Source organism: Nakamurella sp. (assembly GCF_044224575.1).
GTDB lineage: Bacteria > Actinomycetota > Actinomycetes > Mycobacteriales > Nakamurellaceae > Nakamurella.
Genome location: NZ_JBGAKE010000004.1, coordinates 256,279 through 282,732, shown reverse-complemented (window position 1 = coordinate 282,732; position 26,454 = coordinate 256,279). Strand labels below are relative to the sequence as shown.

Annotated in this window: 25 protein-coding genes, 1 tRNA gene and 2 pseudogenes; 18 read left to right on the top strand and 10 right to left on the bottom strand. The window is 70.7% G+C overall.

Annotated elements, in window-relative coordinates; translation table 11 throughout:
• The first annotated feature begins 36 nt into the window (after positions 1-36).
• Complete coding sequence (locus ACILSK_RS07005) at positions 37-537, top strand: RNA polymerase sigma factor (RefSeq protein WP_395726416.1); 501 nt, start codon at positions 37-39, stop codon at positions 535-537.
• The gene (locus ACILSK_RS07000) at positions 534-1,148 is read left to right on the top strand and encodes a methylated-DNA--[protein]-cysteine S-methyltransferase (RefSeq protein WP_395726415.1); all 615 of its coding nucleotides are present in this window, start codon (positions 534-536) and stop codon (positions 1,146-1,148) included. The genes ACILSK_RS07005 and ACILSK_RS07000 overlap by 4 nt, the downstream gene beginning before the upstream one ends.
• 57 nt (positions 1,149-1,205) lie before the next feature.
• Here the strand turns inward: ACILSK_RS07000 and ACILSK_RS06995 are convergent, their stop codons facing one another.
• A complete protein-coding gene (locus ACILSK_RS06995; protein ID WP_395726414.1) occupies positions 1,206-2,120 on the bottom strand; it encodes an aldose 1-epimerase family protein in 915 nt (304 codons plus the stop codon).
• A gap of 17 nt (positions 2,121-2,137) precedes the next feature.
• Complete coding sequence (locus ACILSK_RS06990; RefSeq protein ID WP_395726413.1) at positions 2,138-2,419, bottom strand: hypothetical protein; 282 nt, start codon at positions 2,417-2,419, stop codon at positions 2,138-2,140.
• Between the two features lie 591 nt (positions 2,420-3,010).
• Between ACILSK_RS06990 and ACILSK_RS06985 the strand changes: the two genes are divergently transcribed.
• From ACILSK_RS06985 to ACILSK_RS06965, 5 genes are all read left to right on the top strand, one after another.
• The gene (locus tag ACILSK_RS06985; RefSeq protein WP_395726412.1) at positions 3,011-4,339 is read left to right on the top strand and encodes a bifunctional o-acetylhomoserine/o-acetylserine sulfhydrylase; all 1,329 of its coding nucleotides are present in this window, start codon (positions 3,011-3,013) and stop codon (positions 4,337-4,339) included.
• 5 nt (positions 4,340-4,344) lie between these two features.
• Entirely contained in the window at positions 4,345-5,478 is a 1,134-nt protein-coding gene (locus tag ACILSK_RS06980) for a homoserine O-acetyltransferase (protein WP_395726455.1), read from the top strand.
• 201 nt (positions 5,479-5,679) lie between these two features.
• Positions 5,680-6,966, top strand: a complete 1,287-nt coding sequence (eno, locus tag ACILSK_RS06975) for a phosphopyruvate hydratase (RefSeq protein ID WP_395726411.1) — start codon at positions 5,680-5,682, stop codon at positions 6,964-6,966.
• A gap of 264 nt (positions 6,967-7,230) precedes the next feature.
• Positions 7,231-7,602 (top strand): septum formation initiator family protein, encoded by a 372-nt coding sequence (locus ACILSK_RS06970; protein WP_395726410.1) that lies wholly within the window; start codon positions 7,231-7,233, stop codon positions 7,600-7,602.
• Positions 7,572-8,126: a DUF501 domain-containing protein gene (locus ACILSK_RS06965; RefSeq protein WP_395726409.1), complete on the top strand. Its 555-nt coding sequence runs from the start codon at positions 7,572-7,574 to the stop codon at positions 8,124-8,126. Before ACILSK_RS06970 ends, ACILSK_RS06965 begins: the two co-directional genes overlap by 31 nt.
• 71 nt (positions 8,127-8,197) lie before the next feature.
• Here ACILSK_RS06965 and ACILSK_RS06960 read toward each other — a convergent pair.
• Positions 8,198-9,828 (bottom strand): annotated as a pseudogene (locus ACILSK_RS06960) (acyl-CoA dehydrogenase family protein).
• 337 nt (positions 9,829-10,165) lie between these two features.
• Here ACILSK_RS06960 and ACILSK_RS06955 point away from each other — a divergent pair.
• From ACILSK_RS06955 to ACILSK_RS06945, 3 genes and pseudogenes are all read left to right on the top strand, one after another.
• The gene (locus ACILSK_RS06955; RefSeq protein WP_395726454.1) at positions 10,166-11,140 is read left to right on the top strand and encodes an exopolyphosphatase; all 975 of its coding nucleotides are present in this window, start codon (positions 10,166-10,168) and stop codon (positions 11,138-11,140) included.
• Positions 11,141-11,182: 42 nt separating this feature from the next.
• Positions 11,183-11,259, top strand: a tRNA-Leu gene (locus tag ACILSK_RS06950).
• 296 nt (positions 11,260-11,555) lie between these two features.
• Positions 11,556-12,297, top strand: a pseudogene (locus tag ACILSK_RS06945) (Bax inhibitor-1/YccA family protein).
• Positions 12,298-12,371: 74 nt separating this feature from the next.
• Here the strand turns inward: ACILSK_RS06945 and ACILSK_RS06940 are convergent.
• A complete protein-coding gene (locus ACILSK_RS06940; RefSeq protein WP_395726408.1) occupies positions 12,372-13,280 on the bottom strand; it encodes an SGNH/GDSL hydrolase family protein in 909 nt (302 codons plus the stop codon).
• 624 nt (positions 13,281-13,904) lie between these two features.
• On the opposite strand from ACILSK_RS06940, the gene ACILSK_RS06935 reads away from it, so the two are divergent.
• The 4 genes from ACILSK_RS06935 to ilvA all read left to right on the top strand — a co-directional run bounded on the left by ACILSK_RS06935 (position 13,905) and on the right by ilvA (position 18,654).
• The gene (locus ACILSK_RS06935) at positions 13,905-15,272 is read left to right on the top strand and encodes a cystathionine beta-synthase (protein ID WP_395726407.1); all 1,368 of its coding nucleotides are present in this window, start codon (positions 13,905-13,907) and stop codon (positions 15,270-15,272) included.
• A 184-nt stretch (positions 15,273-15,456) separates the two neighbouring features.
• Entirely contained in the window at positions 15,457-15,987 is a 531-nt protein-coding gene (locus ACILSK_RS06930; protein ID WP_395726406.1) for a hypothetical protein, read from the top strand.
• 62 nt (positions 15,988-16,049) lie between these two features.
• On the top strand, positions 16,050-17,219 hold the full coding sequence (locus ACILSK_RS06925) for a cystathionine gamma-synthase (protein WP_395726405.1): 1,170 nt from the start codon (positions 16,050-16,052) through the stop codon (positions 17,217-17,219).
• Positions 17,220-17,442: 223 nt separating this feature from the next.
• Complete coding sequence (gene ilvA, locus ACILSK_RS06920; protein ID WP_395726404.1) at positions 17,443-18,654, top strand: threonine ammonia-lyase; 1,212 nt, start codon at positions 17,443-17,445, stop codon at positions 18,652-18,654.
• Positions 18,655-18,663: 9 nt separating this feature from the next.
• Here the strand turns inward: ilvA and greA are convergent, their stop codons facing one another.
• The gene (gene greA / locus ACILSK_RS06915; RefSeq protein ID WP_395726403.1) at positions 18,664-19,155 is read right to left on the bottom strand and encodes a transcription elongation factor GreA; all 492 of its coding nucleotides are present in this window, start codon (positions 19,153-19,155) and stop codon (positions 18,664-18,666) included.
• 397 nt (positions 19,156-19,552) lie between these two features.
• Between greA and mca the strand changes: the two genes are divergently transcribed.
• On the top strand, positions 19,553-20,572 hold the full coding sequence (gene mca / locus ACILSK_RS06910; RefSeq protein ID WP_395726402.1) for a mycothiol conjugate amidase Mca: 1,020 nt from the start codon (positions 19,553-19,555) through the stop codon (positions 20,570-20,572).
• Complete coding sequence (locus tag ACILSK_RS06905) at positions 20,569-20,925, top strand: hypothetical protein (RefSeq protein ID WP_395726401.1); 357 nt, start codon at positions 20,569-20,571, stop codon at positions 20,923-20,925. The genes mca and ACILSK_RS06905 overlap by 4 nt, the downstream gene beginning before the upstream one ends.
• 82 nt (positions 20,926-21,007) lie before the next feature.
• On the opposite strand, the gene ACILSK_RS06900 is transcribed toward ACILSK_RS06905, so the two are convergent.
• Positions 21,008-21,412, bottom strand: a complete 405-nt coding sequence (locus ACILSK_RS06900) for a hypothetical protein (protein ID WP_395726400.1) — start codon at positions 21,410-21,412, stop codon at positions 21,008-21,010.
• A 605-nt stretch (positions 21,413-22,017) separates the two neighbouring features.
• On the opposite strand from ACILSK_RS06900, the gene ACILSK_RS06895 reads away from it, so the two are divergent.
• Complete coding sequence (locus ACILSK_RS06895) at positions 22,018-22,569, top strand: hypothetical protein (RefSeq protein ID WP_395726399.1); 552 nt, start codon at positions 22,018-22,020, stop codon at positions 22,567-22,569.
• A gap of 262 nt (positions 22,570-22,831) precedes the next feature.
• Here ACILSK_RS06895 and ACILSK_RS06890 read toward each other — a convergent pair whose 3' ends face one another.
• Positions 22,832-23,512 (bottom strand): hemolysin III family protein, encoded by a 681-nt coding sequence (locus ACILSK_RS06890; RefSeq protein WP_395726398.1) that lies wholly within the window; start codon positions 23,510-23,512, stop codon positions 22,832-22,834.
• Between the two features lie 301 nt (positions 23,513-23,813).
• Here ACILSK_RS06890 and ACILSK_RS06885 point away from each other — a divergent pair, with 301 nt between their 5' ends.
• Positions 23,814-24,575 carry an isoprenyl transferase gene (locus ACILSK_RS06885; protein WP_395726453.1) on the top strand — a complete coding sequence of 254 codons (762 nt, stop codon included), beginning with the start codon at positions 23,814-23,816 and terminating at the stop codon, positions 24,573-24,575.
• 5 nt (positions 24,576-24,580) lie between these two features.
• Here the strand turns inward: ACILSK_RS06885 and ACILSK_RS06880 are convergent, their stop codons facing one another.
• Genes ACILSK_RS06880 through crcB (ACILSK_RS06870) form a run of 3 tightly spaced genes read right to left on the bottom strand, consistent with a single transcriptional unit; the run spans position 24,581 to position 26,414 of the window.
• Positions 24,581-25,657: a DUF190 domain-containing protein gene (locus ACILSK_RS06880; protein WP_395726397.1), complete on the bottom strand. Its 1,077-nt coding sequence runs from the start codon at positions 25,655-25,657 to the stop codon at positions 24,581-24,583.
• Positions 25,654-26,019 (bottom strand): fluoride efflux transporter CrcB, encoded by a 366-nt coding sequence (gene crcB / locus ACILSK_RS06875; protein WP_395726396.1) that lies wholly within the window; start codon positions 26,017-26,019, stop codon positions 25,654-25,656. The genes ACILSK_RS06880 and crcB (ACILSK_RS06875) overlap by 4 nt, the downstream gene beginning before the upstream one ends.
• Positions 26,016-26,414 (bottom strand): fluoride efflux transporter CrcB, encoded by a 399-nt coding sequence (crcB, locus tag ACILSK_RS06870; protein ID WP_395726452.1) that lies wholly within the window; start codon positions 26,412-26,414, stop codon positions 26,016-26,018. Before crcB (ACILSK_RS06870) ends, crcB (ACILSK_RS06875) begins: the two co-directional genes overlap by 4 nt.
• Positions 26,415-26,454 lie beyond the last annotated feature (40 nt).

Here is a 26,454-nt window from a genome sequence, read left to right as displayed (position 1 = left end):
ACCTCACGTTCGCGTCGTTCGGGCCGTCTACCTGACGTGTCCACGGCCCCGTTCGAGCGCATCGTGGTGGAACACGGCCCCACCGTGCTCCGCGTGTGCCGGGCTTTGCTGCGCCCGGAGGACGCCCAGGACGCTTGGGCGGAAACCTTTCTCGCCGCGCTCCGGGCCTATCCCGAGTTGCCCGGGGACGCGAATGTGCAGGCCTGGTTGGTGACCATCGCCCATCGCAAGGCGATCGATCTGCTGCGGGGCAGCGCCCGGCGGGCGGTCCCGGTCGGCGACCTGCCCGAGCGGACGTCCACCCTCGGGCTACCCACCGAACCCGCGGACGACCTGTGGGCCGCGGTCCGGGCCCTGCCGGACCGGCAGCGGCACGCCGTCATCCACCACCACGTGGCCGGGCTGCCGTACCGGGAGGTCGCCGAGATCCTCGGGGGTACCCCCGAGGCCGTGCGCCGGGCCGCCGCCGACGGGATCAGGTCGTTGCGGCGCACCCTGTCGGATCAACTGCCGGCCGTACCCCAAGGAGTTCGATGATGACCGTCGACGTGGAATCGGCCCTGGCCGGCGCCGGCCCCACCGACCGGGCGATCCTGGCCGAGTTGCACGGCCGGCTGGCCACCGCAGCACGCGACCGGGGGCTGCTCGACATCTCGTACCGGACGCTGGAGAGCCCGCTGGGCAGCCTGCTGCTGGCCGCGACCCCGGTCGGCCTGATCCGGATCGCTTTCGCGGTCCAGGGGCACGAGCAGGCACTGGACGAGCTGGCCCAGCGGGTGGGACCGCGGATCCTGGCCGACGCCCGGCCGCTGGACGGCGCGGCCCACGAACTCGATGAGTACTTCGCCGGCCGCCGCCGTGCCTTCGACCTGCCCCTGGACCACCGGCTGACCAGCGGATTCCGCGCGGACGTGCTGGCCCAGCTGCCACGCATCGGGTACGGCACCACGGCCAGCTACGCCGACGTCGCTCGCGCCGCGGGTCACCCGCGGGCGGTCCGGGCCGTCGGCTCGGCGTGCGGGGCGAACCCGCTGCCCATCGTCGTGCCGTGCCACCGGGTGGTGCGGTCCGACGGCACCCCCGGTGGCTATGCCGGTGGCGCCGAGGCGAAGCGGATGCTGCTCAGATTGGAGGCCGGGCCGGCGTAGCGCCTGGACGCCGGCAGGCCTGGCCTCCGTCGACCGGCGTCGGGTCAGACCGGATCCTCAGCCCTCGATCGGGCCGATCGTCAAGCGGAACGTGTGCTCGCCGCCCGGCGGCAAGGTGATCAGGTCCACCCCGGAATTGAACGCGTCCGGTGGGCAGGTCATCGGTTCGACCGCCAGGGACTGCCGGGTCATCGTCGGGTTGTGCTCGTCCGGGATGCACAGCTGAACCCATGGGGCGCCGCGGTCCCACGTCAGCGCGACCCCACGGCCGCCGGGGCCGACCAGCCGCAGCGCCACGGTGCCCGCTTCGTCGAAGGTCAGGTCGGTGAACGCGTGATCGACCTCGATCCCGCGCAGGGAGGTGGGGGACCGGAAGTCGTAGCCGGCCGGCCCGACCGGCGCCGTTCCGACCGGCAGGAGCCGGTCCGGATCGACGGCCAGGTAGGTGGCGGCCGGGAGCTGCACGGTCCAATCGTCGACCCGCCCGCCGCCGGCGATCAGATAGGGATGGAACGACGCGCCGTAGGGCGCCGGGGCATCACCGGAATTCACCGCGGTGAGGGTGAACGTCAGTCCGTGGTCCGACAGCTCGTAGCGCGCGCGCAGGTCCAGCGGGAAGGGGTACCCGCGTTGCGGCCAGAGCCGATGGGTGAGCGTGACCGATTCGGCGTCGCGGTCGGCCACCTGCCAGGGGGCGAAACACACCAGGCCGTGTAGGGCGTTGAGTCGTTCGGGTTCGGAGAGCGGGAGCCGGTAATCGTCATCACCCCACCGGTATCGGCCGCCGGCCAGGCGATTCGGCCAGGGGGCGAGCACGGCGCCCTGGTAGGCGTGCGGGAGATCGTGCCGCCCGAAACCGGCAACGAGTGGTCGACCCTGCCAGCTCAGCTCGCGCAACGTCGCGCCGACCTCGGTGACGATGGCGGTCAGTCCGCGGCCGTGCAGGACGATCTGGGTACCGGTGGGGATCACCGGACCAGAATGACCGATCAGCCGACTCCGGCAACCGGGGCGCGTCGATGCCGGCGGACCGGCGCCTTGGTTTCCACCATCCGCGTCAGGTGCGCGGGCGCGGTCCGGCTCGGTCGCTCGGCGAGTGCGTCGGCGGCCGACAGCACCAGGTCGGTCACTTTGCGTTTGCCCTTGCGCAGCGAGGCGACCTGTTCCTTGGTGACCACCTGATCGCCGAGATACAGCACCGCCCACATGACCCCGTCGGCGTCACGCTCGACCTGGCCCACGTAGCTCGCCGCTGACAGTCGTTCGTTCACCTCGACTCCGTTCGGGTCGGACTGCCGGGATCGGACGGACGGCAGGTCACGAAATTGCCAAGCCGACGCCGGGCGTTGTGGAGCGTCTTCTACTCCATTCGGCCTAGGCCAATTGTCCGGGATCCTGCATAACGACGCCAGGGTCCGATGGGATGCACCTTCCGATACCGGCGTGACACGCAGTGGTGGGATTCTGGCCAATCCGCCCACCGAACGCATGGCGACAGGGTGCCCGCCCGCCGTCTGCGCCGTTTCGGTGACGGTGCGACAAGATCGCCTGGTCCGGCCATACCGGCACGATGGGCGGCGGGGCGGCCCTGTCCCCGGCGCCGACCGCGACCTAGAGTTGGCCGAGCTTGCGAGGCCGCCATGTCGGCAGTAGGACCGGGCGCAGGCAATCTGGCGACGCAGGAGCCTGATTGTCCAGCGCGGTCCTACACTCGCCGAGGTCATGGGTTCCGGAGCGGCCGAGCCCGTTCGACGACGGGAGCAGCGGCGTGCAGCGATGTAGCGGCTGAGCGATCTGCACAGTCCCTCGAACCCCCTCGAAACCCTCCGACCGTCATCGACCCACCCAGGAGATATACCCCAATGTCCGCACCGCTATCCGCCCAGTGGTCCTTCGAGACCCGCCAGATCCACGCCGGTCAGACCCCGGATCCGACCACCAAGGCCCGGGCGCTGCCGATCTACCAGACCACGTCCTATGCCTTCGACTCGTCCGAGCACGGGCGCAAGCTGTTCGCCCTGGAAGAGCTCGGCAACATCTACACCCGGATCATGAATCCCACCCAGGCCGTGGTGGAGGACCGGATCAACTCACTGGAGGGCGGCGTCGGCGCCCTTTTGGTGGCGTCCGGCCAGTCGGCGGAGACCCTGGCCATCCTGACCCTGGCCGAGGCCGGCGACCAGATCGTGTCCTCACCCCGGCTGTACGGCGGCACCTACAACCTCTTCCACTACACCCTGCCCAAGCTGGGCATCACGGTGGACTTCGTGGAAGATCCGGACGACCCCGAGTCGTGGCGGGCGGCGGCCAAGCCGAACACCAAGGCCTTCTACGGCGAATCCATCTCCAACCCGGCGCTGGATGTGCTGGACTTCGCCGCGGTGTCCGCGGTCGCGCACGAGGTCGGCGTGCCGCTGATCGTCGACAACACGGTGCCATCGCCCTACCTGATCCGCCCGATCGAGCACGGCGCCGACATCGTCGTGCACTCGGCAACCAAGTACCTGGGCGGGCACGGCACCGCCATCGGCGGCGTCATCGTCGACTCCGGCCGGTTCGACTGGGTGGGCCACGCCGACCGGTTCCCCAGCTTCAACACCCCCGACCCGAGCTACAACAACCTGACCTGGGGCGTCGACCTCGGTCCGGAGGGGCTGTTCAAGACCAATGTCGCCTACATCTTCAAGGCTCGGCTGCAGGGGCTGCGCGACATCGGGCCGGCGATCAGCCCGTTCAACGCCTTCCTGATCTCCCAGGGCATCGAGACGCTCTCCCTGCGGGTCCAGCGGCACAACGACAACGCCGGCCGGGTGGCCGAGTTCCTGGCCGGGCGCGACGAGGTCGAGTCGGTGTCGTACCCGGGTCTGGCCACCAGCGCGTGGCACCCCCTGCAGGAGAAGTACTCCCCGCTCGGCGGCGGCCCGCTCGTCTGCTTCGAGATCAAGGGCGGCGTCGAGGCCGGGCAGACGTTCACCGACGCGCTGGAGTTGTTCACCAACCTCGCCAACATCGGTGACGTGCGGTCGCTGGTGATCCACCCGGCGTCGACCACCCACGCGCAGCTGGCGCCGGCCGAACAACTGACCACGGGCGTGACGCCCGGGTTGATCCGGCTGGCCGTCGGCATCGAGCACATCGACGACATCCTGGCCGACCTGGAGGCCGGATTCCGGGCCGCGAAGGGGCAGTGACCGCCCTGGCGGGGTCGCCGGTCGGGACCGACGCCCGGGTCGATCCACGGCGGTACGTCGACATCGGGTCGTTGACGACCGAGTCCGGTGCGCGGCTGGACTCGGTCACCCTGGCCTACGAGAGCTGGGGCACCCTCAACGAGGCCGGCGACAACGCGGTGCTGGTGCTGCACGCGCTGACCGGTGACGCGCACGTGGTCGGTCCCGCCGGGCCGCACCAACCCACCCCGGGCTGGTGGGACGGGCTGATCGGGCCCGGCGCCCCGGTGGACACCGATCGGTACTTCGCCGTCGCCGCCAACGTCCTCGGCGGCTGCCGGGGGTCGACCGGGCCGTCGTCGCGGGCGCCGGACGGCCGGCCCTACGGATCCCGGTTCCCGCGGGTGACGATCCGCGACCAGGTCGCCGCCGAGGCGGCGCTCGCCGACGCGCTGGGCATCGCCCGGTTCGCCGCGGTCGTCGGCGGGTCGATGGGCGGCATGCGGGCCCTGGAATGGGCGGTCGGTCTTCCCGACCGGGTGGACCGGTGCCTGGCCCTGGCCACCTGCGCGTTCTTCACCGCCGACCAGATCGCTTGGGGCGCTGCACAACTCGCGGCGATCCGGGGCGATCCGGACTTCCGGGGCGGGGACTTCTACGACGGGCCGGCCCCGCTCGCCGGGATGGCGATCGCCCGGCAGATCGCGCACACCACCTACCGGTCGGCGCTGGAACTGAACACCAGGTTCGGCCGGGCACCGCAGGGTGACGAGGACCCGCTGCGGGGTGGCCGGTTCGCGGTGGAGTCGTACCTGCAGCATCACGGCCGCAAGCTGGGTGCCCGGTTCGACCCCAATTCCTACCTGGTGCTGACCGAGGCCATGCATACGCACGACATCGGCCGTGGCCGGGGCGGGGTCGACGCCGCGCTGCACCGGATGACGGCCGAGTTGACCGTGTCCGTGGTCGACTCGGACCGGCTGTTCCTCCCCGCCCAGGGCGAGCTGATCGCCACCGCACCGACCGCTCGGCCGCTGGTCGTCATGCACAGCGACTACGGGCACGACGGCTTTCTGATCGAGGCCGACGCGATCGCCGGTGTGGTTCGGGAGGCGCTGGCCCGGCCGGTCGGTCGGCCGGGGCCGGGACCAAAGTCCTGATTGTCATTGCGTCGGGACGGCCGATCGGCCCTCCACCTGCGGTAACTCCGGAGATCGGTCGACGGGCCACGATCGCGGGGCGAGTCCGACGCGACCGCGTCGGCGTTCGCCTCTAGGCTTGATGCGGCTCGGATGCCGGCCTCGCCGTGCGCCCGGCCGGCCCTACGTAGTTCCGTATCCGCAAGCGAAGGGATGTGCCCAGTGGCGGCCATCGAACTCATCGGTGCACGCGAGATTCTCGATTCCCGGGGTAACCCCACCGTCGAGGTGGAGGTCGCGCTCGACGACGGGTCGCTGGCCCGCGCGGCGGTGCCCTCCGGCGCGTCGACGGGTGAGCATGAGGCGGTCGAGCTGCGGGACGGCGATTCGGCCCGCTACCTCGGCAAGGGCGTGCTCAAGGCCGTCGACGCCGTGCTGGAGGAGATCGGTCCGGCCCTGATCGGGTACGACGCGATCGAGCAGCGCGTGATCGACCAGAAGCTGATCGACCTGGACGGCACCCCGGACAAGGGGCGGATCGGCGCCAACGCGATCCTGGGCGTCTCCCTGGCCGTCGCCAAGGCCGCCGCCGAGTCGGCCGAGCTGGAGCTGTTCCGCTACGTGGGCGGCCCCAACGCGCACATCCTCCCGGTGCCGATGATGAACATCGTCAACGGCGGTGCGCATGCCGACAGCGGCGTCGACGTCCAGGAATTCATGATCGCGCCGATCGGTGCGCCGACGTTCCGCGAATCGCTGCGCTGGGGTGCCGAGGTCTACCACTCGCTCAAGTCGGTCCTGAAGAAGGCCGGCTTCTCCACCGCGCTCGGCGACGAGGGCGGGTTCGCGCCGGCCGCATCGTCCAGCAAGGCCGCGCTCGACCTGATCTCCGAGGCGATCACCAAGGCCGGTTTCGGCTTCGGCACCGACGTCGTGCTGGCCATGGATGTGGCCGCCACCGAGTTCCACAACGACGGCGCCTACACCTACGAGGGCGGCCAGAAGAGCTCCGACGAGATGATCGCCATCTACGCCGATCTGATCGCCAACTACCCGATCGTCTCCATCGAGGACCCGCTGTCCGAGGATGACTGGGACGGCTGGATCTCGATGACCACCCAGCTCGGGTCGAAGATCCAGATCGTCGGCGACGACCTGTTCGTCACCAACCCGGAGCGGCTGGAGGACGGCATCGCCCGCGGCGCCGCGAACGCCCTGCTGGTCAAGGTCAACCAGATCGGCACCCTGTCCGAGACCCTGGACGCGGTCACCCTGGCGCACAACGCCGGTTACCGCTGCATGATGAGCCACCGCTCCGGCGAGACGGAGGACGTCACCATCGCCGACCTGGCCGTGGCCACCGGTTGTGGGCAGATCAAGACCGGCGCGCCGGCCCGGTCCGAGCGGGTCGCCAAGTACAACCAGTTGCTGCGCATCGAGGAGAACCTCGGCGACGCGGCGCGGTACCTCGGTGAGCTCGCCTTCCCGCGGTACTCTGCCGGTTCCTGAGGCCGGTGGTTTCGCCGGTTCCCGACTGGAGGAATCTGCGAACGAATGAGTGAAACACCGCAGCGGCGACCGGGTTCCGGGTCACGTCCGACCGGGAACCGGTCGTCCGCCGCGGGGGCCAAGGGCCGGACCGGGCGGTCGCGCTCCGGTTCGTCCCGCCCGTCGGCCTCGCGGCCCGGTACCGCCCCGACCTCGGCGGCGCCGGGTACCGCGCGCCGGTCCAGCCGGAGCTGGCGGACTGCCGTGTTGCCGGGGCGCAGTCTCATGCCGCAGTCGGCGTTGGCCCGGCAGGTCGCCATCCTGGGTCTGGTGCTCTGCGCGGTGGCCCTGTCCGTCGCGTTCCCGCTGCGCAACTACCTGGAGCAGCGGGCGGACCTGGCGTCGGCCGTGGCCTCCCAGCAGGATCTTGAACAGCAGCGGGCCGAGCTGCAGGCCCGCAAGAACGCGCTGCTGGACAACGACTACGTCGCCGCCGAGGCGCGTCGCCGCCTGCAATTCGTCACCCCGGGGGACGTCGTGTTCGTGGTGCACGCCCCACCGCTGGCCGCCGCCGACGACGGCTCGGCCGTTGCCCCGGCGAACACCGGCCCCTGGTACGGCGGGCTGTGGGACACGCTGACCGAGGAGGGGCAGTAGCGCTGCGCATCGCGCCGGCGACGGACGACGATGTCGCCCTGCTGACGCGCGAACTGGGCCGGCCCCCGCGCGGGCTGCTGGGTGTCGCCTACCGCTGCGACCACGGCGTGCCCGCGGTGGTGCAGACCGCGCCGCGGCTGCCGGACGGTACCCCGTTTCCCACCCTGTTCTACCTGTGCTGCTCGGTGCTGAATTCGGCGATCGGGCGGATGGAGGCCGGGGGACTGATGCGGGAGATGACCGACGAACTCGCGGTCGACCCGGACCTGGCCACGGACTACCGGGCGGCGCACGAGCAGTACCTCGCCCTGCGCAACGGGATCGACGATCTCGGCATCGCCGTCACCGCCGGTGGGATGCCCGACCGGGTCAAATGCCTGCACGTGCTGGTGGCGCACTCGCTGGCCGTCGGCCGCGGCGTCAACCCCCTGGGCGACCGGGCCGTCGACATGCTGGGTGACTACTTCCGCGGGGCCGTGCCGTGTGCCCGGCTCGATCCGATCGATACTCGTCAGCTGCGCTGATCGTGACGTCGATCGTGCCCCGACCTTCTTGGTTTCCCGATGTGGAGCCGGCTTTCGTTGCCGAACTCGGCTCAGCCGGTCGACGGCGTGATGGCCTCCACGATTCTCCTGGTCGGGTAGCCGGCGGGTAGTTCCCCGAAGACCCGGTCGCCGGTCCAGCCGAGCCGGGTGACGCAGTACAGGTCCGCGACGTCCGGCGGGGCCTGCCGGATCAGCAGACCGGCGGCGAAGGTGCGCGCGGCGAGCGAGCACAACCGGCGCGCCGCCGCGGGATCCGGCTCCTGCCGCAGCGCAGCGGTCAATGCGGTGACGCTCGCGTCGTAGTCCGGGTGACCGCCCCCGGCGGCGGCCAGGTCGGAGAGCAGCGCCGCGGCGCTCTCCGGGTTGCGCTGCACGGCGCGGACGGCGTCCAGCGCGGTGACGGTGCCGGAACCTTCCCAGATGCCGTTCAGCGGTGATTCGCGCAGTAGCCGGGCCATCGGGAACGTCTCCAGGTATCCGTTGCCGCCGAAACACTCGAGCGCTTCGGCCGTGACCGGAACGGCCCGCTTGCAGGTCCAGAACTTCGCCGCGGGCAGCGCGATCCGCAGCAGCGCCGCGGCCTCCCGCGAGCCGGCGGTGGAGCCGTCGACCAGGTCGGCCAGCCGGAGCGCGGTCAGCGTCGCGGACCACGATTCCACCGCCAGGTCGGCCAGCACCGCGGCCATCGGCGCGTGGTCGGCCAGCGGCCGACCGAACGCGTGGCGGCGCGCGGCGTAGAACGCGGCCTGAGACAGGCCGGCCCGGATCTGGCCGGCCGAGCCGAGCACGCAGTCCATCCGGGTCATCGTCACCATCTCGAGAATGGTGGCCACACCGCGTCCCTCGTCGCCCAGCCGCCAGCCGAAGGCACCGTCGTACTCGAGCTCGGCGGAGGCATTGGAACGGTTGCCGAGCTTGTCCTTGAGCCGAACCAGGGTGATTCCGTTGCGGGCGCCGTCGGGCAGCACCCGCGGCACGACGAAGCAGGTGACGCCGCCCGGTGCCTGCGCCAGGGTCAGGAACAGGTCGTTCATCGGGGCGGAGGTGAACCACTTGTGCCCGGTCAGCCGGTACTCACCGTCCGGCCCGGCCGGGACCGCCGCGGTGCTGATGGCCCGCACGTCCGACCCGCCCTGCTTCTCGGTCATCGACATGCCCGCCAGCAGGCCCTGTTTCGCGGCCGCCGGCCGAAGTCGTAGGTCCGGGACCGTAGGCCGGGCTCGAACATCCCGGCCAGCGCCGGGTCGTGACGTAGCGCCGGCACCGCGGCGTAGGTCATCGACAGCGGGCACATCTGGCCCGAGTCCGTCTGCGTCCACAGGTAGAAGCCGGCGGCCCGATTCAGGTGCGGGTGCACACCCGCGTCCGGCGCCCACGGCGCGGCCTGCAGGCCGGCACCGACCGCCCGGGTCAGCAACGCGTGCCACGACGGGTGGTACTCGACCTCGTCGATCCGGTGGCCGGCCCGGTCGTGGGTGTGCAGCACCGGCGGGTACGTGTCGGCCAGCCGAGCGTGCTCGTTCCACTCGGCAGAGCCGGCATCGACGGCCAGCGCTTGCAGCTCAGCGGTCGGCCCGGCCCCGGCCGCGGCCAACCCGGCGGCCAGCGCGGGGTCAGGTGCGGCGGCGTCGAACCCGACCAACGGATCCACGGTGTTGGTGACGACGTGAGTGGGCGGCACCCGACCAGTTCTACCCGCCCGCCGGGCCGCCCCTTCGGTCCAGCGCCCCCCATCGGCACGGACCCGGTTCCGCGGCGACCAAGGTGCTCGGTCCCGGGATGTGGGGTCATTTGCGGAAAGTTGGCCGGGCTCGGGGCGTCCGTTGTTCCGCGGGCGACGCGCCGGGCGCTGCCTGGCCGGGTGTGGAGTGCGGGAGCCCGCGGCGAGGGGTACTCGCAGAAGGGTGGTCGGGCTCGGGGCGTCCGGCGTTCCGCGGGGAGGGGCGTGGGTGCGGGGCTTCGGGGTCGGATCAGCGGCGGGTACCGTCCGGTCCGTGACGACGACCGGTGGGAGCGGCATGACCGGTGAACGGGGCATGCGGGTCGCCGCGATCGACTGCGGCACCAACTCGATCCGGCTGCTGGTCGCCGACGTCGCCCCGGAAGTGGACGGCCGGCTCCGACTGACCGATGTGCACCGGGAGATGCGGGTCGTTCGGCTGGGCCAGGGGGTGGATGCCACCGGTCGGCTGTCCGAGGATGCGCTGGACCGGACGTGGCGCGCGCTGGCCGATTACGCGGCGGTCATCAGGACATCGGGTGCGGTGCGGACGCGGATGGTCGCCACGTCGGCCACCCGGGACGCGCAGAACCGGGGAGACTTCGTCGAGATGGTCCGGTCCACCCTCGGCCAGGACCCGGAGGTGATCTCCGGGCAGGAGGAGGCCGAGCTCTCCTTCGCCGGGGCCGTCGGCGACCTCGAACCGTCGACCGGTCCGTTCCTGGTCGTCGACATCGGCGGCGGCTCCACCGAGTTGGTCGTCGGCGAGCGTGACGGGGCCACCAACCGGTTGGCCGGCGGCACCAGCCTGGACATCGGCTGCGTGCGGATCACCGAACGGATCCTGCGCGGCGATCCGCCGACGGCCGCCGAGCGGGACGAAGCTCGCCGGTGGGCCCGGCAGATCCTGGGCGACGGACTCGATCGCCTCCCGATCGAGCGGGTGCGCCGACTGGTGCCGGTGTCCGGCACCGCGACCACCGTGGCCGCGGCCGCGTTGCGGTTGCCGACCTATGACCCGGCCCGGATCCACCTGTCCGAGATCGCTGTCGACCGGGTGCACGCCGTCGCCGACACGCTGCTCGGGGCCACCCGGGCGCACCGGGCCGCCCTCGGGTACATGCATCCGGGCCGGGTCGACGTCATCGGTGGTGGAGCGTTGATCCTGTCCACGATGGTGGCGCTGGTCGCCCACCGGGTCCGGCACCCGCTGGCATCGGTGACGGTCTCCGAGCACGACATCCTGGACGGCATCGCCCTGTCCGTCGGCTGAGTCCATGGACCACCGGGCCCGGGCTCTAGGCTCCTTCCGGGCGCCCCCGTAGCCCAATCGGCAGAGGCAGACCACTTAAAATGGTTGCAGTGTGGGTTCGAGTCCCACCGGGGGCACCATTGGTCAGCATCGCTCGGCCAGGATCGTGACACCCCTCGCCCGTGAGATCGGGGCAGCACGCCGGCCGGTCATCGGCCAGAGCTCACGATCGTTCGTCATCATCAGGTCCGCGCCACGCGGCCCGGACGCTCCTCGACCTGCCGTCGGGGCAGAACCCGTCGCTCGGGAACCAACGGGCCGTTGCCTGCGTTGGACTCGTGGGAAGCCCGAGTCGTCACCGCACGGTGATGTTCGTCGGTTAGGTTCCCAGGAAGTTCGCTCACAGATTGTTCCCATCGCCTCATCGGAGGGCAGCGTGCAAGGCTCCAGCAATCCCGCCTTCAGAAACATGGAGAAGGTGATCGGCTCGCAGCAGCAGGCGGCACCCAGTGCCCAGTACCTCGACCAGATGTACAACCAGCCTGCGTACCAGGCGCCTGCCCGCGAGCGCGGTCATTCTGGTCCTGGCCGTCGTCGCCGGCTTCGCCACCGCCTGGTTCCAGGCCTACTACCTGGCTCTGCCCGGCGCACTCATCGGCTTCGTGCTGGCCCTGGTCATCATCTTCAAGCGGATGATCAGCCCGCCGCTGATCCTTGCCTATGCCGTCGCTGAAGGCGTCTTCCTCGGCGCCATCACCGGCGTGTTCAACCAGTGGTATCCGGGGATCGCCGCGCAGGCGATCGTCGGCACGCTCGGTGTGTTCGGCGGCATGCTGGTGATCTACAAGACCGGCGCCATCAAGGTGACCCCGCGCTTCACCAAGATGATCATCGGCGGCGTCATCGGCGTCGCCGTACTGATGCTGTTCAACCTGGTCATGGGCCTGTTCGGATTCGACGTGGGGCTGCGCAGCGGCGGGCCGGTGGCGATCATCTTCTCGATCGTCTGCATCGCCCTGGCCGCGTTCAGCTTCCTCATCGACTTCGACGCGATCGACGCGGCGATCAAGCAGGGTGCGCCGGCCAACACCGCCTGGTACTTCGCGTTCGGTCTGATGGTGACCCTGGTCTGGCTGTACCTGGAGATCCTGCGACTGCTGGGTTACGCCAGACAGTAGGGACTCCGCGCGGTCCTGACGGACGAAACGGCCCCGACCGGGATTGGCCCGGTCGGGGCCGTTGCACGTGAGCGTCAGGCCGACAGCGGGCGGACGAACCCGGCGTCGGGTGGATCCAGGTCCGCCAGCTCGGCGATCGCGGCCGGCACGAGGACCTGCATGGCCCGGCCGTAGCCGGCGCCCGATGGATGGAAACGGTCGGCGGCGAACAGATCGGGCTGCCCGACGAACTGTGGACTCACCAGGCGGGCCAGGGCGACCGGCCGTCCACCCGCGGCGTCGACGGCGCGTTCCTGCATCGCCGCCAGCCGCAGCGACCAGGTGCTCAGCACACTGCGCAGCGGCTGCGGGATCGCGGTGATGACGCCGAAGTCCGGGCAGGTGCCGACGACCACCGGGATGCCCCGGCCGGTCAGGGTGGCCGCGGCCTGTCCGAGCTGCGCGGCCGACCGCCACGGCGGGACCCGGTCCCGCAGATCATTGCCGCCGATCAGGATGACCACGATGTCCGGGCGATCGGCGAAGCAGAGCTCCAACTGACGGGGCAGGTCCGCCGTCCGCGCGCCGGTCAGGCCGTGCGACCGCAACCGCACCGGACGGTCCAGATGGGCGGCCAGTCCGCGAGCGATGATCACGCCCGGCAACTCGTCGGCGGTCCGGACGCCGTACCCCACGGATGTCGAGTCGCCCAACATGACCAGGGTCAGCGGTGGCTCGAACGGATCGTCGTCACCGGCTGCGCTTCCGTCGGGTCGGTAGACGTCCGCGCCCTGGGGCAGCCGGACGTGCACCAGATGGTCGGCGACCTGCTGCTGGGCGACGGTCGCACCGGGAACGGGTGGCGGGACCAGGGTGCCGTCGGCCAGGGCCGCGGCCAATGCCGCCTTCTCGATGGAACGGGTGGTGGTCCAGGCCTGCCCGATCAGGCCGACCAGGGCGCTGCTGAGGCCGGCGAGCACGCTCAGCCCGGCCACGGCGGCCACGCCTCGGCCGGGGACACCTCTGGGCGCAATGGATCGTGACGGTGCGAAGTTCTCGGCCGATCCCGACGCCCTTGTCGGGAAGATGCTCATCAATCCCCCTCTCCCGTGCGGTTGGCCCGGCGCGCTCCTTGTCGATCTGAGACTTCTTCCGGTATGAACACCGGTCAGCGTCTCGATGTTTCCCGTCGTTCACATTTCAACTTCTATTTTGCGCCGCGATGGCCTCGTCGCGCTGCTCCACGAAATGACGAGAATGTGTGGGGGAGCAGTCGCTGCGACGAGCGCGGATGCACATTCTTCACCCTTATGGGTGAAAGATACGGTGACTCTGCGTGCTCGATCGGTGGTGAGCGATCCCCCAGGAACCCCCCGCTCATGAGAGCCATGTCCGTTCCGTGCTGATACCGGACGGCGCGATCACCGTCCTCCCCGGCCGAACGGCTCCTGTGTCGCCGAATCGCCCCCAGGTGCCCTCCTGCTGTGCTCGATGGTGGCCTCGCAGGCTCGGCCGATCAGGACGGCACCGGGTGGCGATCCGGCTCCTGTGTCGCCGAATCGCCCCCAGGTGCCCTCCTGCTGTGCTCGATGGTGGCCTCGCAGGCTCGGCCAACTAGCCTGACGGGCGTGCGCTACGCCCAGTCCGTCGTGGACCTCATCGGCAACACCCCACTCGTCAAGCTCGGCCCGCTGGCCGCCGGCGTCGCCCCGTTGGTGCTGGCCAAGGTCGAGTACGTCAACCCCGGTGGGTCGGTCAAGGACCGGATCGCGGTCCGCATGATCGATGCGGCCGAGCAGTCGGGCGCACTTCCGCCCGGCGGCACGATCGTCGAGCCGACCAGCGGGAACACGGGCGTCGGCCTGGCCCTGGTGGCCCAACAACGGGGCTACCGCTGCATCTTCGTCTGCCCGGACAAGGTCAGCGAGGACAAGCGGAACGTGCTGCGTGCCTACGGGGCGGAGGTGGTGGTCTGCCCGACCTCGGTGGCCCCGGAGGACCCGACGTCGTACTACTCGGTGTCCGACCGGCTGGTCCGGGAAACCGCGGGCGCCTGGAAGCCGGATCAGTACTCCAACCCGCAGAACCCGGCCAGCCATTACGAGTCGACGGGCCCCGAGATCTGGCGGGACACCGACGGGCGGATCACCCATTTCGTCACCGGGGTCGGGACCGGCGGCACCATCTCCGGCACCGGTCGCTACCTCAAGGACGTCTCGGCCGGGCGGGTGCAGGTGATCGGGGCCGACCCCGAAGGCTCGGTCTACTCCGGCGGAACCGGCCGGCCCTACCTCGTCGAAGGCGTCGGTGAGGACTTCTGGCCGAGCGCCTACGACCGGACGGTCGCCGACGAGATCATCGCGGTCTCCGACGCCGAGTCGTTCGCCCTCACCCGTCGCCTCGCCCGGGAGGAGGGCCTGCTGGTCGGCGGCTCCTGCGGGATGGCGGTCGCCGCGGCGCTGCGGCTGGCGCAGCGGCTGACCACCGACGACGTCGTGGTGGTCCTGCTACCGGACGGCGGCCGCGGTTACCTGTCCAAGATCTTCTCCGACCCGTGGATGGCCTCCTACGGGTTCCTGGCTCGGGAGGGCGCGGCGACGGTCGGGCAGGTGCTGCGCGGCAAGAGCGGTGAACTCCCTGCCTTGGTGCACACGCATCCCAACGAGACGGTGCGGGACGCCGTCGAGATCATGCATGAGTACGGGGTGTCCCAGATGCCAGTGGTCAATGCCGAGCCGCCCGTGATGTCCGGTGAGGTCGTCGGCTCGGTCTCCGAACGCGAACTGCTCGACGCGCTGTTCGCCGGTACTGCCTCGCTCGCCGACGCCGTCGCCAAGCACATGGCCCCGCCGTTCCCGCTGGTCGGCTCCGGGGAGGACGTGCCCACCCTGCGGACCGCGTTGCAGGAACGGGACGCCGTCATGGTGATCGACGACGGCAAACCGGTGGGCGTGCTGACCCGGGCCGACCTGCTCGCGTTCGTCGCCTCGGCCTGACCAACCCGGGCCGACCTGCGGACATCGCCCCGGCCCGACGGCACCCGTGATCGCTTGGCGCGGCCTACCATCGGTAGCGGTGACCGGTTCGGCCGAGCGCGGAAGTCGTCCGTCCGGCATGTCCGGGCGCCGGCAATCCGGTGACGATGGACCGGATTGGTCAGTGCGGTCCTCAGGAGGCGTCGTGACGTACCTTCCCGCTCCGTACGAGACGCCCCAGCAGGACGATCTGGTGGCGACGCTGGCGGCCGTCCTGACCACCACCGTGGCCGGGCTGACCTCCTGGCTGCTGGGCTCCTGGGCGTACACGACGATTCGATCGCTGTACGACGTCTTCACGGTGAACGATCCGCCGGACGCGTCGACCGGCCAGGTCGAGTCGGCGGTCGTGGCAGCCGGCTGGGGTGTCGCGGCGGTGTTCCTTGGTCTGGGTGCCCTGTTCGTGCTGTTCCGGCGGGGCCGGAAGGCGGCCGTGCTCGGCGGGCTGATCGCCGTCGGCACCACGGCGTTGGCCCAGTTCGGCTTCGGATACGGGGATGTCGGCGCCGCGGTGCCGATCCACAACTGGCCGCTGTACTGGGGTGGCATCGTGGTGGTCGTTCTGGCCCTACTGCCGGCCACCGGGCGGTGGCTGGGTCGCCGCCGACGGACGCGCAGGTCCCCGGAGGTCCTGGGCACCACTGCGTCCGGGGCGATCCTGTGGCCGGGTACCTGACCGCGCCCCGGCCGGCCGAACCGGCCAGGCCAGGGGTATACCGAGCCTCCTAGGGTGACGGTATGACTGACGCCGCCGGACCTCGCGCCGCGCATCTCCCGGGCTTTGCCACCCGCGCCATTCACGCCGGCCAGGAACCCGACCCGCTGACCGGTGCGGTCGTGGTGCCGATCTATCAGACGTCGACGTTCGCGCAGGACGTGGTGGGCGAAACCCGGGCCGGCTACGACTACTCGCGCGCCGGGAATCCCACCCGGACCGCGCTCGAGCAGGCGATGGCCGCGCTGGAAGGCGGCCGTTCGGGGTTCGCGTTCGCCTCCGGAATGGCCGCGGCGGACACCTACATCCGAGCGGTGCTGCGTCCGGGTGACCACCTGATCTTGCCCGACGACGCGTACGGCGGTACCTTCCGGTTGATCGACAAGATCTGCGTGCCTTGGGGTCTGACCTATTCGACGGTGCCGCTGGGCGACCTCGACGCGGTCCGGGCCGCGATGCGCCCGGCCACCCGGGTGATCTGGTGCGAGACCCCGACGAATCCGTTGCTGAACATCGCCGACATCGCCGGGCTCGCCGAGATCGCCCACGGCACGGGGGCACAGCTGGTGGTGGACAACACCTTCGCCTCGCCGTACCTGCAGCAGCCGATATCCCTCGGCGCTGACGTGGTGCTGCATTCGACCACCAAATACGTCGGCGGGCATTCCGACGTGGTCGGCGGCGCGCTGGTGACCGACCGCGCCGATCTGGCGGAAGCCCTTGCCTTCCACAACAAGTCGATGGGTGCCGTGGCCGGTCCGTTCGACTCCTGGTTGACCTTGCGCGGGCTCAAGACGCTGGCGGTGCGGATGGACCGGCACTGCGACAACGCCGAACGCGTCGTCGAACTACTGGCCGGGCATCCGCGGGTGAGTCGGGTGTACTACCCGGGCCTGCCCGGGCACCCCGGGCATCAGGTGGCGGCGCGGCAGATGCGTCGTTTCGGCGGCATGGTGTCGTTCAGCGTGCGTGACGGCCAGGAAGAGGCACTCAAGGTCTGCCGGCGCACCCAGCTGTTCACCCTGGGCGAGTCCCTGGGCGGGGTGGAATCGCTGATCGAGCACCCCGGGCTGATGACGCATGCCAGCGTCGCCGGTTCGGCTCTGCAGGTGCCGGACGACCTCATCCGGCTCTCCGTCGGCATCGAGGACGCGGACGATCTGCTCGCCGACCTGCGCGACGCCCTGGACTGACCGCGTTCGGCCCGACCGCGCGCTCTCGACCCGCGCGGATCAACTGCGCGGGCGCGGATGAAGTCGCCAACTTCGGTCCCACCCGTCTCAAACGGCGCCAGTTGATCCGCGCGGTGGTAGTTGATCCGCGCGGGGACCCGACCACCGCGCCGGAACTTGATCAGCGCGGCGCCGGGCGCGGCCGGGGCGGCGGGTCCGCGACCGCTGGGGCAGGATGCACGGCATGGAGCGGGTCGATGTGGCGCAGGTCCGGGCGGCCGCGCGGGCGCTGCAGCCGATCGTGCGGTACACGCCGGTGGAGACGTCCCGGCCGCTGCAGGAAGCCGTCGGCGGCCCGGTGTTCCTCAAATGTGAGAATCTGCAGCGGACCGGCTCGTTCAAGATTCGCGGCGCCTACCTGCGGATCTCCCGGCTGTCCGCGGCGGAGAAGGCGGCCGGGGTGGTCGCCGCCTCGGCCGGCAACCATGCCCAAGGCGTCGCATTGGCCGCGTCCCTGGTGGGCGCCTCGGCCACGGTCTTCATGCCGGTCGGCGCGTCGATCGCGAAACTGACCGCGACCCGCGCCTACGGCGCGCACGTCGAACTGGCCGGTCAGACCCTGGATGAGGCTCTGGACGCCGCGTTGGAGTTCGCGGCCCGCACCGGAGCCGTGATGGTGCACCCGTTCGACCATCTGGACGTTTTGCTCGGGCAGGCCACGGTGGGGCTGGAGATCGCCGAGCAGGTGCCGGACGTCGCGACCGTCGTGGTGGCCGCCGGCGGCGGCGGGCTGATCTCGGGAGTCGCCGCGGTCCTCAAGGAACTCAAGCCGGATGTGCGGGTGGTCGGCGTGCAGGCCGAGCAGGCGGCCGCCTGGCCGGGATCACTCGCCGCCGGGCAACCGCTGCGGCTGCGGGAGATGTCCACGCTCGCGGACGGCATTGCCGTCGGGGAACCGTCCGCGCTCACGTTCGCGCACGTGGTCGACCTGGTCGACGAGATCGTCATGGTCACCGAGGACGAACTGTCCCGGGCCATGCTGCTGTGCCTGGAACGGGCGAAGCTGGTGGTCGAGGCCGCCGGCTGCGCGGCCGTCGCCGCGATCATGGCCCGCCCGGAGATGTTCACCCCACCGGTCGTCGCCGTGTTGTCCGGCGGAAACATCGACCCGCTGGTGTTGTTGCACGTCACCCAGCACGGCTTGGTGGCGGCGGGGCGGTTCCTGTCCCTGCGGGTGGACATCGTCGACCGTCCGGGTTCGCTGGCCGCACTGCTCGGGTTGGTCGGCGACCTCGGCGGCAACGTGCTGGACGTCGAACACTCCCGGGTGGGCTCGTCGCTGTCCCTGGGTGATGTCGAGGTCGCGCTCCGCCTGGAGACCCGGGGCGCCGAGCACTGCGACACGATCGTCGAGGCGCTCGGCAACGCCGGGTTCCGGGTGTTGGAAAGGCGGTGAAAGTGCAGGTCAGCCGCTGAACGGCGTGGCCTCGACCACGCTGACCTTCTGCGTCCGCCCGTTGGGCAGGATGTACTCGCGGGACTCGCCCCGGCTGGCGCCGAGGATGGCCTGGCCGAGCGGCGACTGCGGTGAGTACACGGGCAGCGAGCCGTGCACGCCCTCCTCGCGGGAGCCGAGCAGGAAGGTCTCGCGGTCATCGTCGTCGCCGTCGTAGGCGATGGTGACGACCATGCCGGGCTCGACGACGCCGTCGTCGGCCGGGGCTACGCCGACCTCGGCGTCGCGCAACAGTTCCTGCAGGTGGCGGATGCGGGCCTCCTGCTTGGCCTGTTCGTCCCGCGCGGCGTGATAACCACCGTTCTCCTTGAGATCGCCTTCTTCGCGCCGCTCGTTGATCTCGGCGGCGAGCACGGGGCGATGCGCCACGAGCTCGTCCAGCTCGTGCTTGAGACGGTCGTGGGCCTCCTGGGTCAACCAGGTCACGCCGGTGCCGGTCATGGCAACTCCTTTACTACAGATAGCCGTCTGTACCGCCGAATTCCGGTGGTACGTACGCGGGTGCCGCGAGCCGGTCGCGACGCGCGTGCCCGCACTCGATTTGGCACAAAAACACCTCACGGCCCCCTCGGGGGCCGCTTTGTTGAACCCATGGTAACACGACCGGCCGGGCCGGTGTCCGATTCCGCCGACCGGGCGGGCCGGGATCGCCGACGTCGTAGGCGACGATCCGGTGATCAATTCGAGCCCTCCCACCTGCGGCGATGCCGGATCGGTCGGTCGGCCGGGCGGTCCCGGCGGGGATGTCGGTGCGGCCGTGGACAATGGGGTCGTCCGCGGACGGCCGTGCTCCTGGACCGTGCCTCCGGCCGCGGACGGGAAAGGGAAGGAAGAACAGATGGTGAGCGATGCGATCCCCGCGCCCGAGGCGCTGGATGCGGAACATCCGGTCGCGCACACCGACTCGGAGGAACTGATCGCCACGGGGGCCGATGCGGCCATGGTCGACGCCGCGCAGGCCCGCGACGAGGCGGCGTTGGTCGCTCCGCTGCGGCTGATGGCGGTGCACGCCCACCCGGACGACGAATCCAGCAAGGGCGCGGCCACGCTGGCCAAGTACGCCGCCGACGGCGTCGGGGTCGTGGTGGTCTCCTGCACCGGCGGTGAGCGTGGCGACGTGCTGAACAAGAAGCTGTCCATCGACAGCGCGGAGATCCCCGCGTTGCGGGTCCGGGAGATGGCGCGGGCGGCGGAGATCCTCGGGGTCGCGCACGTGTGGCTCGGTTTCCACGACACCGGGTACCACGAGGGCCCGCCGGAGTCGTGGGACCTGCCGGCGGATTCGTTCGGGGTGATCGACCCCGACCTGGAGATCGAGGCGCTGGTCCGGGTGGTGCGCCGGTACCGGCCGCACGTCATGACCACCTACGACGAGAACGGCGGGTACCCGCATCCGGACCACATCCGGTGCCACGTCGTGTCGGTCGGCGCGTTCGAGGCGGCCGGCGACCCCGAGGCCTACCCCGACGCCGGCGAGCCCTGGCAGCCGTTGAAGTTGTACTACAACATCGGGTTCACCCGATCGCGCATCGTCGCGATCAACGAGGCGGTCCGGGCCCGCACGGGTGAAGGCCCGTACGACGAGTGGATCAAGCGGTTCGCCGATAACCAACGGCCGGACAACAGCACTCGGATCACCACCCAGGTCACCGTCGACGATTACTTCCATGTCCGGGACGCGGCCCTGCGCGCGCACGAGACGCAGATCGACCCCGACTCGGTCTGGTTCGCCGTGCCCCGGGATCTCGAGGCGCAGGTGTGGGCGACCGAGGACTACGAGCTGGCGCGCTCCTTGGTGGACACGACGCTGCCGGAAGTCGACCTGTTTGCTGGTGTCCGGGAGCGGGTGGCGCAATGAGCACGGTGATCGCCTCGATGCTGCTGGCCGCCCCGCAGCCGGGGGATTACGACCCCAGCACGGGCAAGGGCTCCGAGTGGGGCAAGGCCGCACCGATCGGCCTGCTGGTGATCCTGCTGCTCGGGGTCGCCATGTTTTTCCTGCTCCGCTCGTTCACCCGCCAACTGAAGAAGGTGCCGGCCACCTTCGACCCGCCCGAGCCGACCGACACCGGGCAGGCCGAGAACGGAGTGAGCCGGACCGCCGGTGCCGCCCGCGTGCCGGCGTCGCCGGTCGACCGGTCGACGACGCCGGATGACGGGCCGGGGCCCGGCGAAGGGCGACGGGGCGGCGCCGACAAGCCTCCCGGCTGAGACGGCGGTCCTCGGCGACCTGGCCGGCGGGCCTTGTCCCACGGACGTGGCTCAGATCGCCCCGGTCCGCCGTCCGATTCGTTCAGTACATGAATCGGCCCCACCGGACGTCTTGCGATGCCAGCACCAGGATGTCGCCGGTGCCGGTTTGCCACTCGGTTAGCTCACCGTGGCCGCGATTGCGGCGCTTGGTCGGCCGGCGAAGCTCGGGTGGTCCGGTCCGGACGAACTCTGCCTGGTCAGCGGCTGCGAACCAGTTCATGTCGCAGTATCCGAGGCAGCCGCAAGAGTCCCAGGCCACGATGGCGCCCGCGGCGACCAGGTCAACGGCCTCGGCGGGTGCCAGGCTGCGCCCCGTACGGAAGAAGCGATTGCCGTCGGGGGCGACCAACGACGGCGGCGGAGGCGATGGCAACGAGGCGGCGATCTTTGCCTCGATGACGAGGTCGGCGAAAACAGGTCGCGCTCGCCTGTCTCGCTTGTTCATGGGGTGAGTGTGACCGGCGATGGCCGTCGGCGCAGGTGCTTTCCTGAGCCACCCTGGGCTGGTCCGGCGGCACTATCGGTCCCGGGCTCGGGACGGCAGTGCCGCGTGCGCCGTATTCGTTGGCCGGAAAATGAACGCGTCGAGGACGCGGGGCCGGCTGGAGCGGCCGATCATCGTCACCCCCGTCCACGGCTCAGGACATGAGCTAGTTGATCATGACTCGGCCACGCCGGACATCACGCCCACAGGACCTACCGACAGGGACTCCCACCCTGGATCACTGCGCTGGTGGGGACTGACCCCATTGCCGCAGGGGCGCTGCCATCTGGCTGGCGTCGGTGAACATGGACAGTGACACAGGTCACAATCGCTTGATGGAATCATTCGGGCTCCCGGTGCGTAGTAAGCTTTGTAACGTTGTAATCAACAACGTCAAGAACGAAGGAGGAGATCCCATGAGAGGGAACTTCGCAGCGTGGGCCGAGGGCGAATCGTCCGACGGCCCCGAACAACGTGGCCCGCACGGACGCGGGCGTGGCGGCCGAGGCGGCCCCGGTGGACGGGGACGCGGGCCGGGTGGTCCGGGATTCGGCCCGGGCCGCGGCATGGGCCCGCGCGGACGCGGGCGGGGCGGCTATCCCGAGGCGCCGGACGCCTCGGAGGCGCCGGGCTGGTTCGCCGGCCGGTTGCCGGACGACTGGTTCGTCGGTGCCCCGGACGTGCGGACCGACCGCGACGAGATCATCGTCGTCGGGCAGCTACCCGAGCTGACCGAGGAATTCGCCGATGACGCGGCTCGTGCGGCCGCCGAGTCCGGTCGGATCTCCCGGTTCCGGGAGGAGACGCGCGAGCAGCGGATCGAGATCGCCCGGCAGGCTCAGCACCGGTACGGCCGGGAGATCTCCTGGGGTGCCCGGCTGGGCGCCACCGAGGAGCTGTTCACGACGCTGTCCGCCCCGGTGATGACCCGGCTCCGGCAGCCCGAGCGGCAGGTGCTCGACACCCTCGTCGATGCCGGCGTCGCCCGCAGCCGGTCCGACGCGCTGGCCTGGGCGGTGCGGCTCGTCGGCGAGAACGCCGAGAACTGGCTCGGCGACCTGCGCCAGGCGATGCAGGAGGTCAACCGCCTCCGGGAGTCCGGCCCCGACCTGGGCTGACCCGCTGCCGGCCGTTCTGAACCGCCGCCTCCCGACAGATGCCCGCTGCGCGGCTGAACGCGCGCGGCGCGCATCGAGGTGGAAGGCGGCGGAGTGGACGGACAGTGAACCGGTTCGTCCGCGCGGATTCCGCACGGATGAACGTGCACCGAATGTGACGGGTGGGACGCAAGTCGGCCATGTCGGCCGCGCCGGCCCAGATGATCCGCGCGGTCAGGTGAGACGCGAGTCGGATGCGCCGCGAGTCGGGTGCACCGCGGGGTCAGCTGACGCGGAACAGGACCAGCCAGATCGCCACGCAGTGGCAGAGGGCGGCGAGCGACACGCAGGCGTGGAAGTACTCGTGGTAGCCGAACGTGGCGGGCCAGGTGTTGGGACGGCGCGTCGCGTAGAAGATCGCGCCCATCGAGTACAAGAGTCCACCGATCACCAGCAACACCAGTACCGCGACCCCGCCGCTGGCCAGCAGGTCGGGCAGCACGAACACTGCGACCCACCCCAGGGCCAGGTAGAACGGCACCCCCACCCAGGCCGGGGCGTGCGGCCAGAACATCTTCAGCGCGACCCCACCGGCCGCACCGATCCACACCGCCGTCAGCACGATCGTGCTGGTCGGCGGCTGGATCGCCAGCACCGTCAGCGGGGTGTAGGTGCCGGCGATGAACAGGAAGATCATCGAATGGTCCGCCCGGCGCATCCACGTCCGCGTCCGCTTCGATTTCCAGGTGTGCCGGTGGTAGGTCGCGCTGACCGTGAACATGCCGATCAACGTGACGGCATAGATGGAGCAGGCGAACGCGGGGCCGGCGCCGGCGAACACGCCGGCCAATGGAATCAGGGCCAGGCTCATCGCCGTGGCGATGAATGCCGAATACACGTGGATCCAACCCCGGGCCCGGGGCCTGACCGGGACCGAGGCGGCGGCAGGCACCGTCACACTCATGAGGCCATCTTCCTCCACGAACGTGGTGGCGCACCCGTCGAACGGGCGTGATCCTTTCGCGGGAACCGGCGTAGCGCGCGACGCAACCGGCCCGACCGGCCCGACCGGCCCGACCGGCCCGACCGGCCCGCCCGGCCGACCGGCCCGCCCGACCGACCGGGCCGGTCGCGGGCTCGCGGGCTCGCGGACTCGCGGACTCGCGGACTCGCGGACTCGCGGACTCGCGGACTCGCGGACTCGCCCGACGGTGTCGATCGCGGGCCGCGCTGGTTCCCCCCGACTAGGGTCGAACCTCGTGAGGCTGCCCGCTCTGGTCTATCGCGTCTACGAGCGCAGATTGACCCGGGAACTGGTCGGGGCGCAGATCCCGCACCACGTCGGCGTCATGCTCGACGGCAATCGTCGATGGGCCCGCAAGGCGGGCTTTTCCAACCCGACCGAGGGGCATCGGGCCGGCGCCGCGCACATCGCCGACCTGCTCGAATGGTGCCAGGAGACGGGCATCGGGATGGTCACCCTGTGGCTGCTGTCGACCGACAACCTGCGCCGGCACGACGACGAGCTGCAGCCACTACTGGCGATCATCACCGACGTCGTCGACGAACTGGCCGCCCCCGATCGGCCCTGGAAGCTGCGCATCGTGGGCGCCCTGGACCTGCTCCCGGAGGTCATGACCACCCGCCTCCGCGCCGCCGAGATGCGGACCGAGCACCGCGCCGGCCTGCAGGTCAACATCGCCGTCGGCTACGGCGGGCGGCAGGAGATCGTCGACGCCGTCAAGTCGATGCTCGAGGCCGGCATCGAACAGGGTCACGGCATCCAGGAGGTCATCGACTCGCTGGACGTGGACACCATCGGCGAGCATCTGTACACCTCCGGCCAGCCCGACCCGGATCTGGTGATCCGGACGTCCGGGGAGCAGCGGCTGTCCGGGTTCCTGCTCTGGCAGAGCGCGCATTCGGAGTTCTGGTTCTGCGAGGCCTACTGGCCCGATTTTCGCCGGGTCGACTTCCTGCGCGCCCTGCGCGACTACGCCGCCCGGCACCGCCGGTACGGGGAGTAGCGGCGTCACCAGCGGTAGTCGGCCAGCCCCAGATCGCCGATGGTGCCGGTGCTCGTCCGGACCCGCGCGGCCGGGATCAGTTCGCTGGTTACCAGGCCCCGTTCGCTGGTCAGCTCGTCGATGATCGGGAACACCGCCGCGATCCGGTCCGGAGTGTCGATCACCACGGTCAAGGTCGGCACCCGCCGACCGAGCTGGAACGGTCGATCACCGTGCGGCGGGCTGTCCCCGTGGAAGCCCCACACCCCCCGCAGGGTGGTGGAGCCGCTGGCCCCGGCCTGGCGCAGCCACCGGGTGAGCTGCCGGTGGATGGGCCGACCCTGGTAGGTCGCGTCCTCCGAGGTGAAGATCATGATCTTCTGGAACAGCGGCCGTCCCTGACCGTCGGTGGCCGGCAGCATCTGCATTCGACCCCGCAGCTGCCCGTCCCGTTTGCAGATGCGGAGCCGCTCCAGGGTCAGCAGCGGTTGCCCCAGCATCCGATCCAGTTCGGGGAGCACGGCCGCGATGCGGTCGCCGCTGCCAACGGCCAGGATCATCACCGGCACGTCGGAATTGCGGTGGAAGAACTGCGCCCGCTGCCGACGTCCCCGGACCGTGCCGTCGACGCCGAGCAGCACGGTGGCGCCGTCGATGCCCCGGCTGTGCAGCAGGTCGCAGACCGCGACGAAGCCGGGCACCCGGCCGACCCGCTGCGCTCGCCCCAGGTAGATGGTCAGCCGGGTGGCCTCGGCGAGGTCGTCCGGCAGCGGCATCCGCGCCCCCCCGTCCTCGAGCAGCCGGGCCCGTTCGAGGGTGATCAGGCCGATCGTCGGGATCGCGGCGACCTCGTCGACGACGGCTTCGATCCGCGGGCGGACGTCGACCGCGATGGCCACGGCGGGAAGATCCTCGGACAGGGTCAGCGAGGTGTCACTGCGCAGGCGGTGCTTGAGGCCGAAGCCCTCGACGCCGCGCATCATGATGCTGGTGGCCAGTTCGCCCCGGCCGAACACGTCCAGCAGCTGGTCGGCGACGAACCCGGACGCGGTGCGATGCCGCTCGCCGAAGTAACAGGTCAGCTTCAGGCATTCGGAGTTCACAGGGCGGCCCCCACGGCCTGACCGAGGGCGGCGGCGGCCACCCCGAGCACCAGGCTCACGATGATGTTCAGGGACGCGTTGCGGACCTGCCGTTCCTCGGTCAGTCGTTGCGATTCCAACATCCACGTGGAGAACGTGGTGTACGAGCCGACGGCCGCGGTCCCGGCGAGCAGCGCGGCGTCCCCGGCCAGCGCCAGGCCGGTGAGCAGGCCCAGCACCACGGCACCGCTGATGTTGACCACCATCGTCCCGTACGGGAACGCGCGCCCGGTGCGGGCGGAGACCATGCCGTCGACCAGGAACCGCAGCACCGACCCGGCGCCGCCGATCAGCACCACCCCGGCCCACACCAGCACGTTCATCCGCGGACCCGGACGCGACGGACCGCGGCGGTCGTCAGATGGATGCCGGCGTACCCGCAGACGACGCTGGCCACCGTGTACCCCGCGGCCAGCAGGAACGCCCCGGCCTCGAGCATCTTCAGGATCTCCACCTGCATCGTGGAGAAGGTGGACAGACCACCGCAGACGCCGGTGCCCAGGAGCGGGCGACGGTAGCTGGACAGCGGCAGCCGTTCCTGCAGCCGCGTCACGAAGTAGCCCAGCAGCACGACGGCGACGATGTTGACGATGAACGTCGCCCATGGCCATTCGGTCGGTGAGTGCGGCAGCGCCTGGGCCAGGCCGGCTCGGGCCAGAGTGCCGATCGCCCCGCCGGCGAAGATCGCCGCGAGCTCGCGCCGGTCCAGTGTGGGCAGCAGGCGACCGTGGCGCGGGGCCCCGACGACGGCCGTCGAC

Excerpts from the sequence above, each read along its gene's own strand:
- crcB (WP_395726396.1), bottom strand. The coding sequence starts at position 26,019 with ATGAACGTGCTGGTGTGGGCCGGGGTGGTGCTGATCGGCGGCGCCGGG.
- ACILSK_RS06955 (WP_395726454.1), top strand. The coding sequence starts at position 10,166 with ATGACCGGTGAACGGGGCATGCGGGTCGCCGCGATCGACTGCGGCACC.
- ACILSK_RS06890 (WP_395726398.1), bottom strand. The coding sequence starts at position 23,512 with ATGAGTGTGACGGTGCCTGCCGCCGCCTCGGTCCCGGTCAGGCCCCGG.
- ACILSK_RS06895 (WP_395726399.1), top strand. The coding sequence starts at position 22,018 with ATGGGCCCGCGCGGACGCGGGCGGGGCGGCTATCCCGAGGCGCCGGAC.
- ilvA (WP_395726404.1), top strand. The coding sequence starts at position 17,443 with ATGGAGCGGGTCGATGTGGCGCAGGTCCGGGCGGCCGCGCGGGCGCTG.
- ACILSK_RS06985 (WP_395726412.1), top strand. The coding sequence starts at position 3,011 with ATGTCCGCACCGCTATCCGCCCAGTGGTCCTTCGAGACCCGCCAGATC.
- ACILSK_RS06970 (WP_395726410.1), top strand. The coding sequence starts at position 7,231 with ATGCCGCAGTCGGCGTTGGCCCGGCAGGTCGCCATCCTGGGTCTGGTG.
- ACILSK_RS07000 (WP_395726415.1), top strand. The coding sequence starts at position 534 with ATGATGACCGTCGACGTGGAATCGGCCCTGGCCGGCGCCGGCCCCACC.
- ACILSK_RS06905 (WP_395726401.1), top strand. The coding sequence starts at position 20,569 with ATGAGCACGGTGATCGCCTCGATGCTGCTGGCCGCCCCGCAGCCGGGG.
- greA (WP_395726403.1), bottom strand. The coding sequence starts at position 19,155 with ATGACCGGCACCGGCGTGACCTGGTTGACCCAGGAGGCCCACGACCGT.
- ACILSK_RS06900 (WP_395726400.1), bottom strand. The coding sequence starts at position 21,412 with ATGAACAAGCGAGACAGGCGAGCGCGACCTGTTTTCGCCGACCTCGTC.
- ACILSK_RS06925 (WP_395726405.1), top strand. The coding sequence starts at position 16,050 with ATGACTGACGCCGCCGGACCTCGCGCCGCGCATCTCCCGGGCTTTGCC.
- mca (WP_395726402.1), top strand. The coding sequence starts at position 19,553 with ATGGTGAGCGATGCGATCCCCGCGCCCGAGGCGCTGGATGCGGAACAT.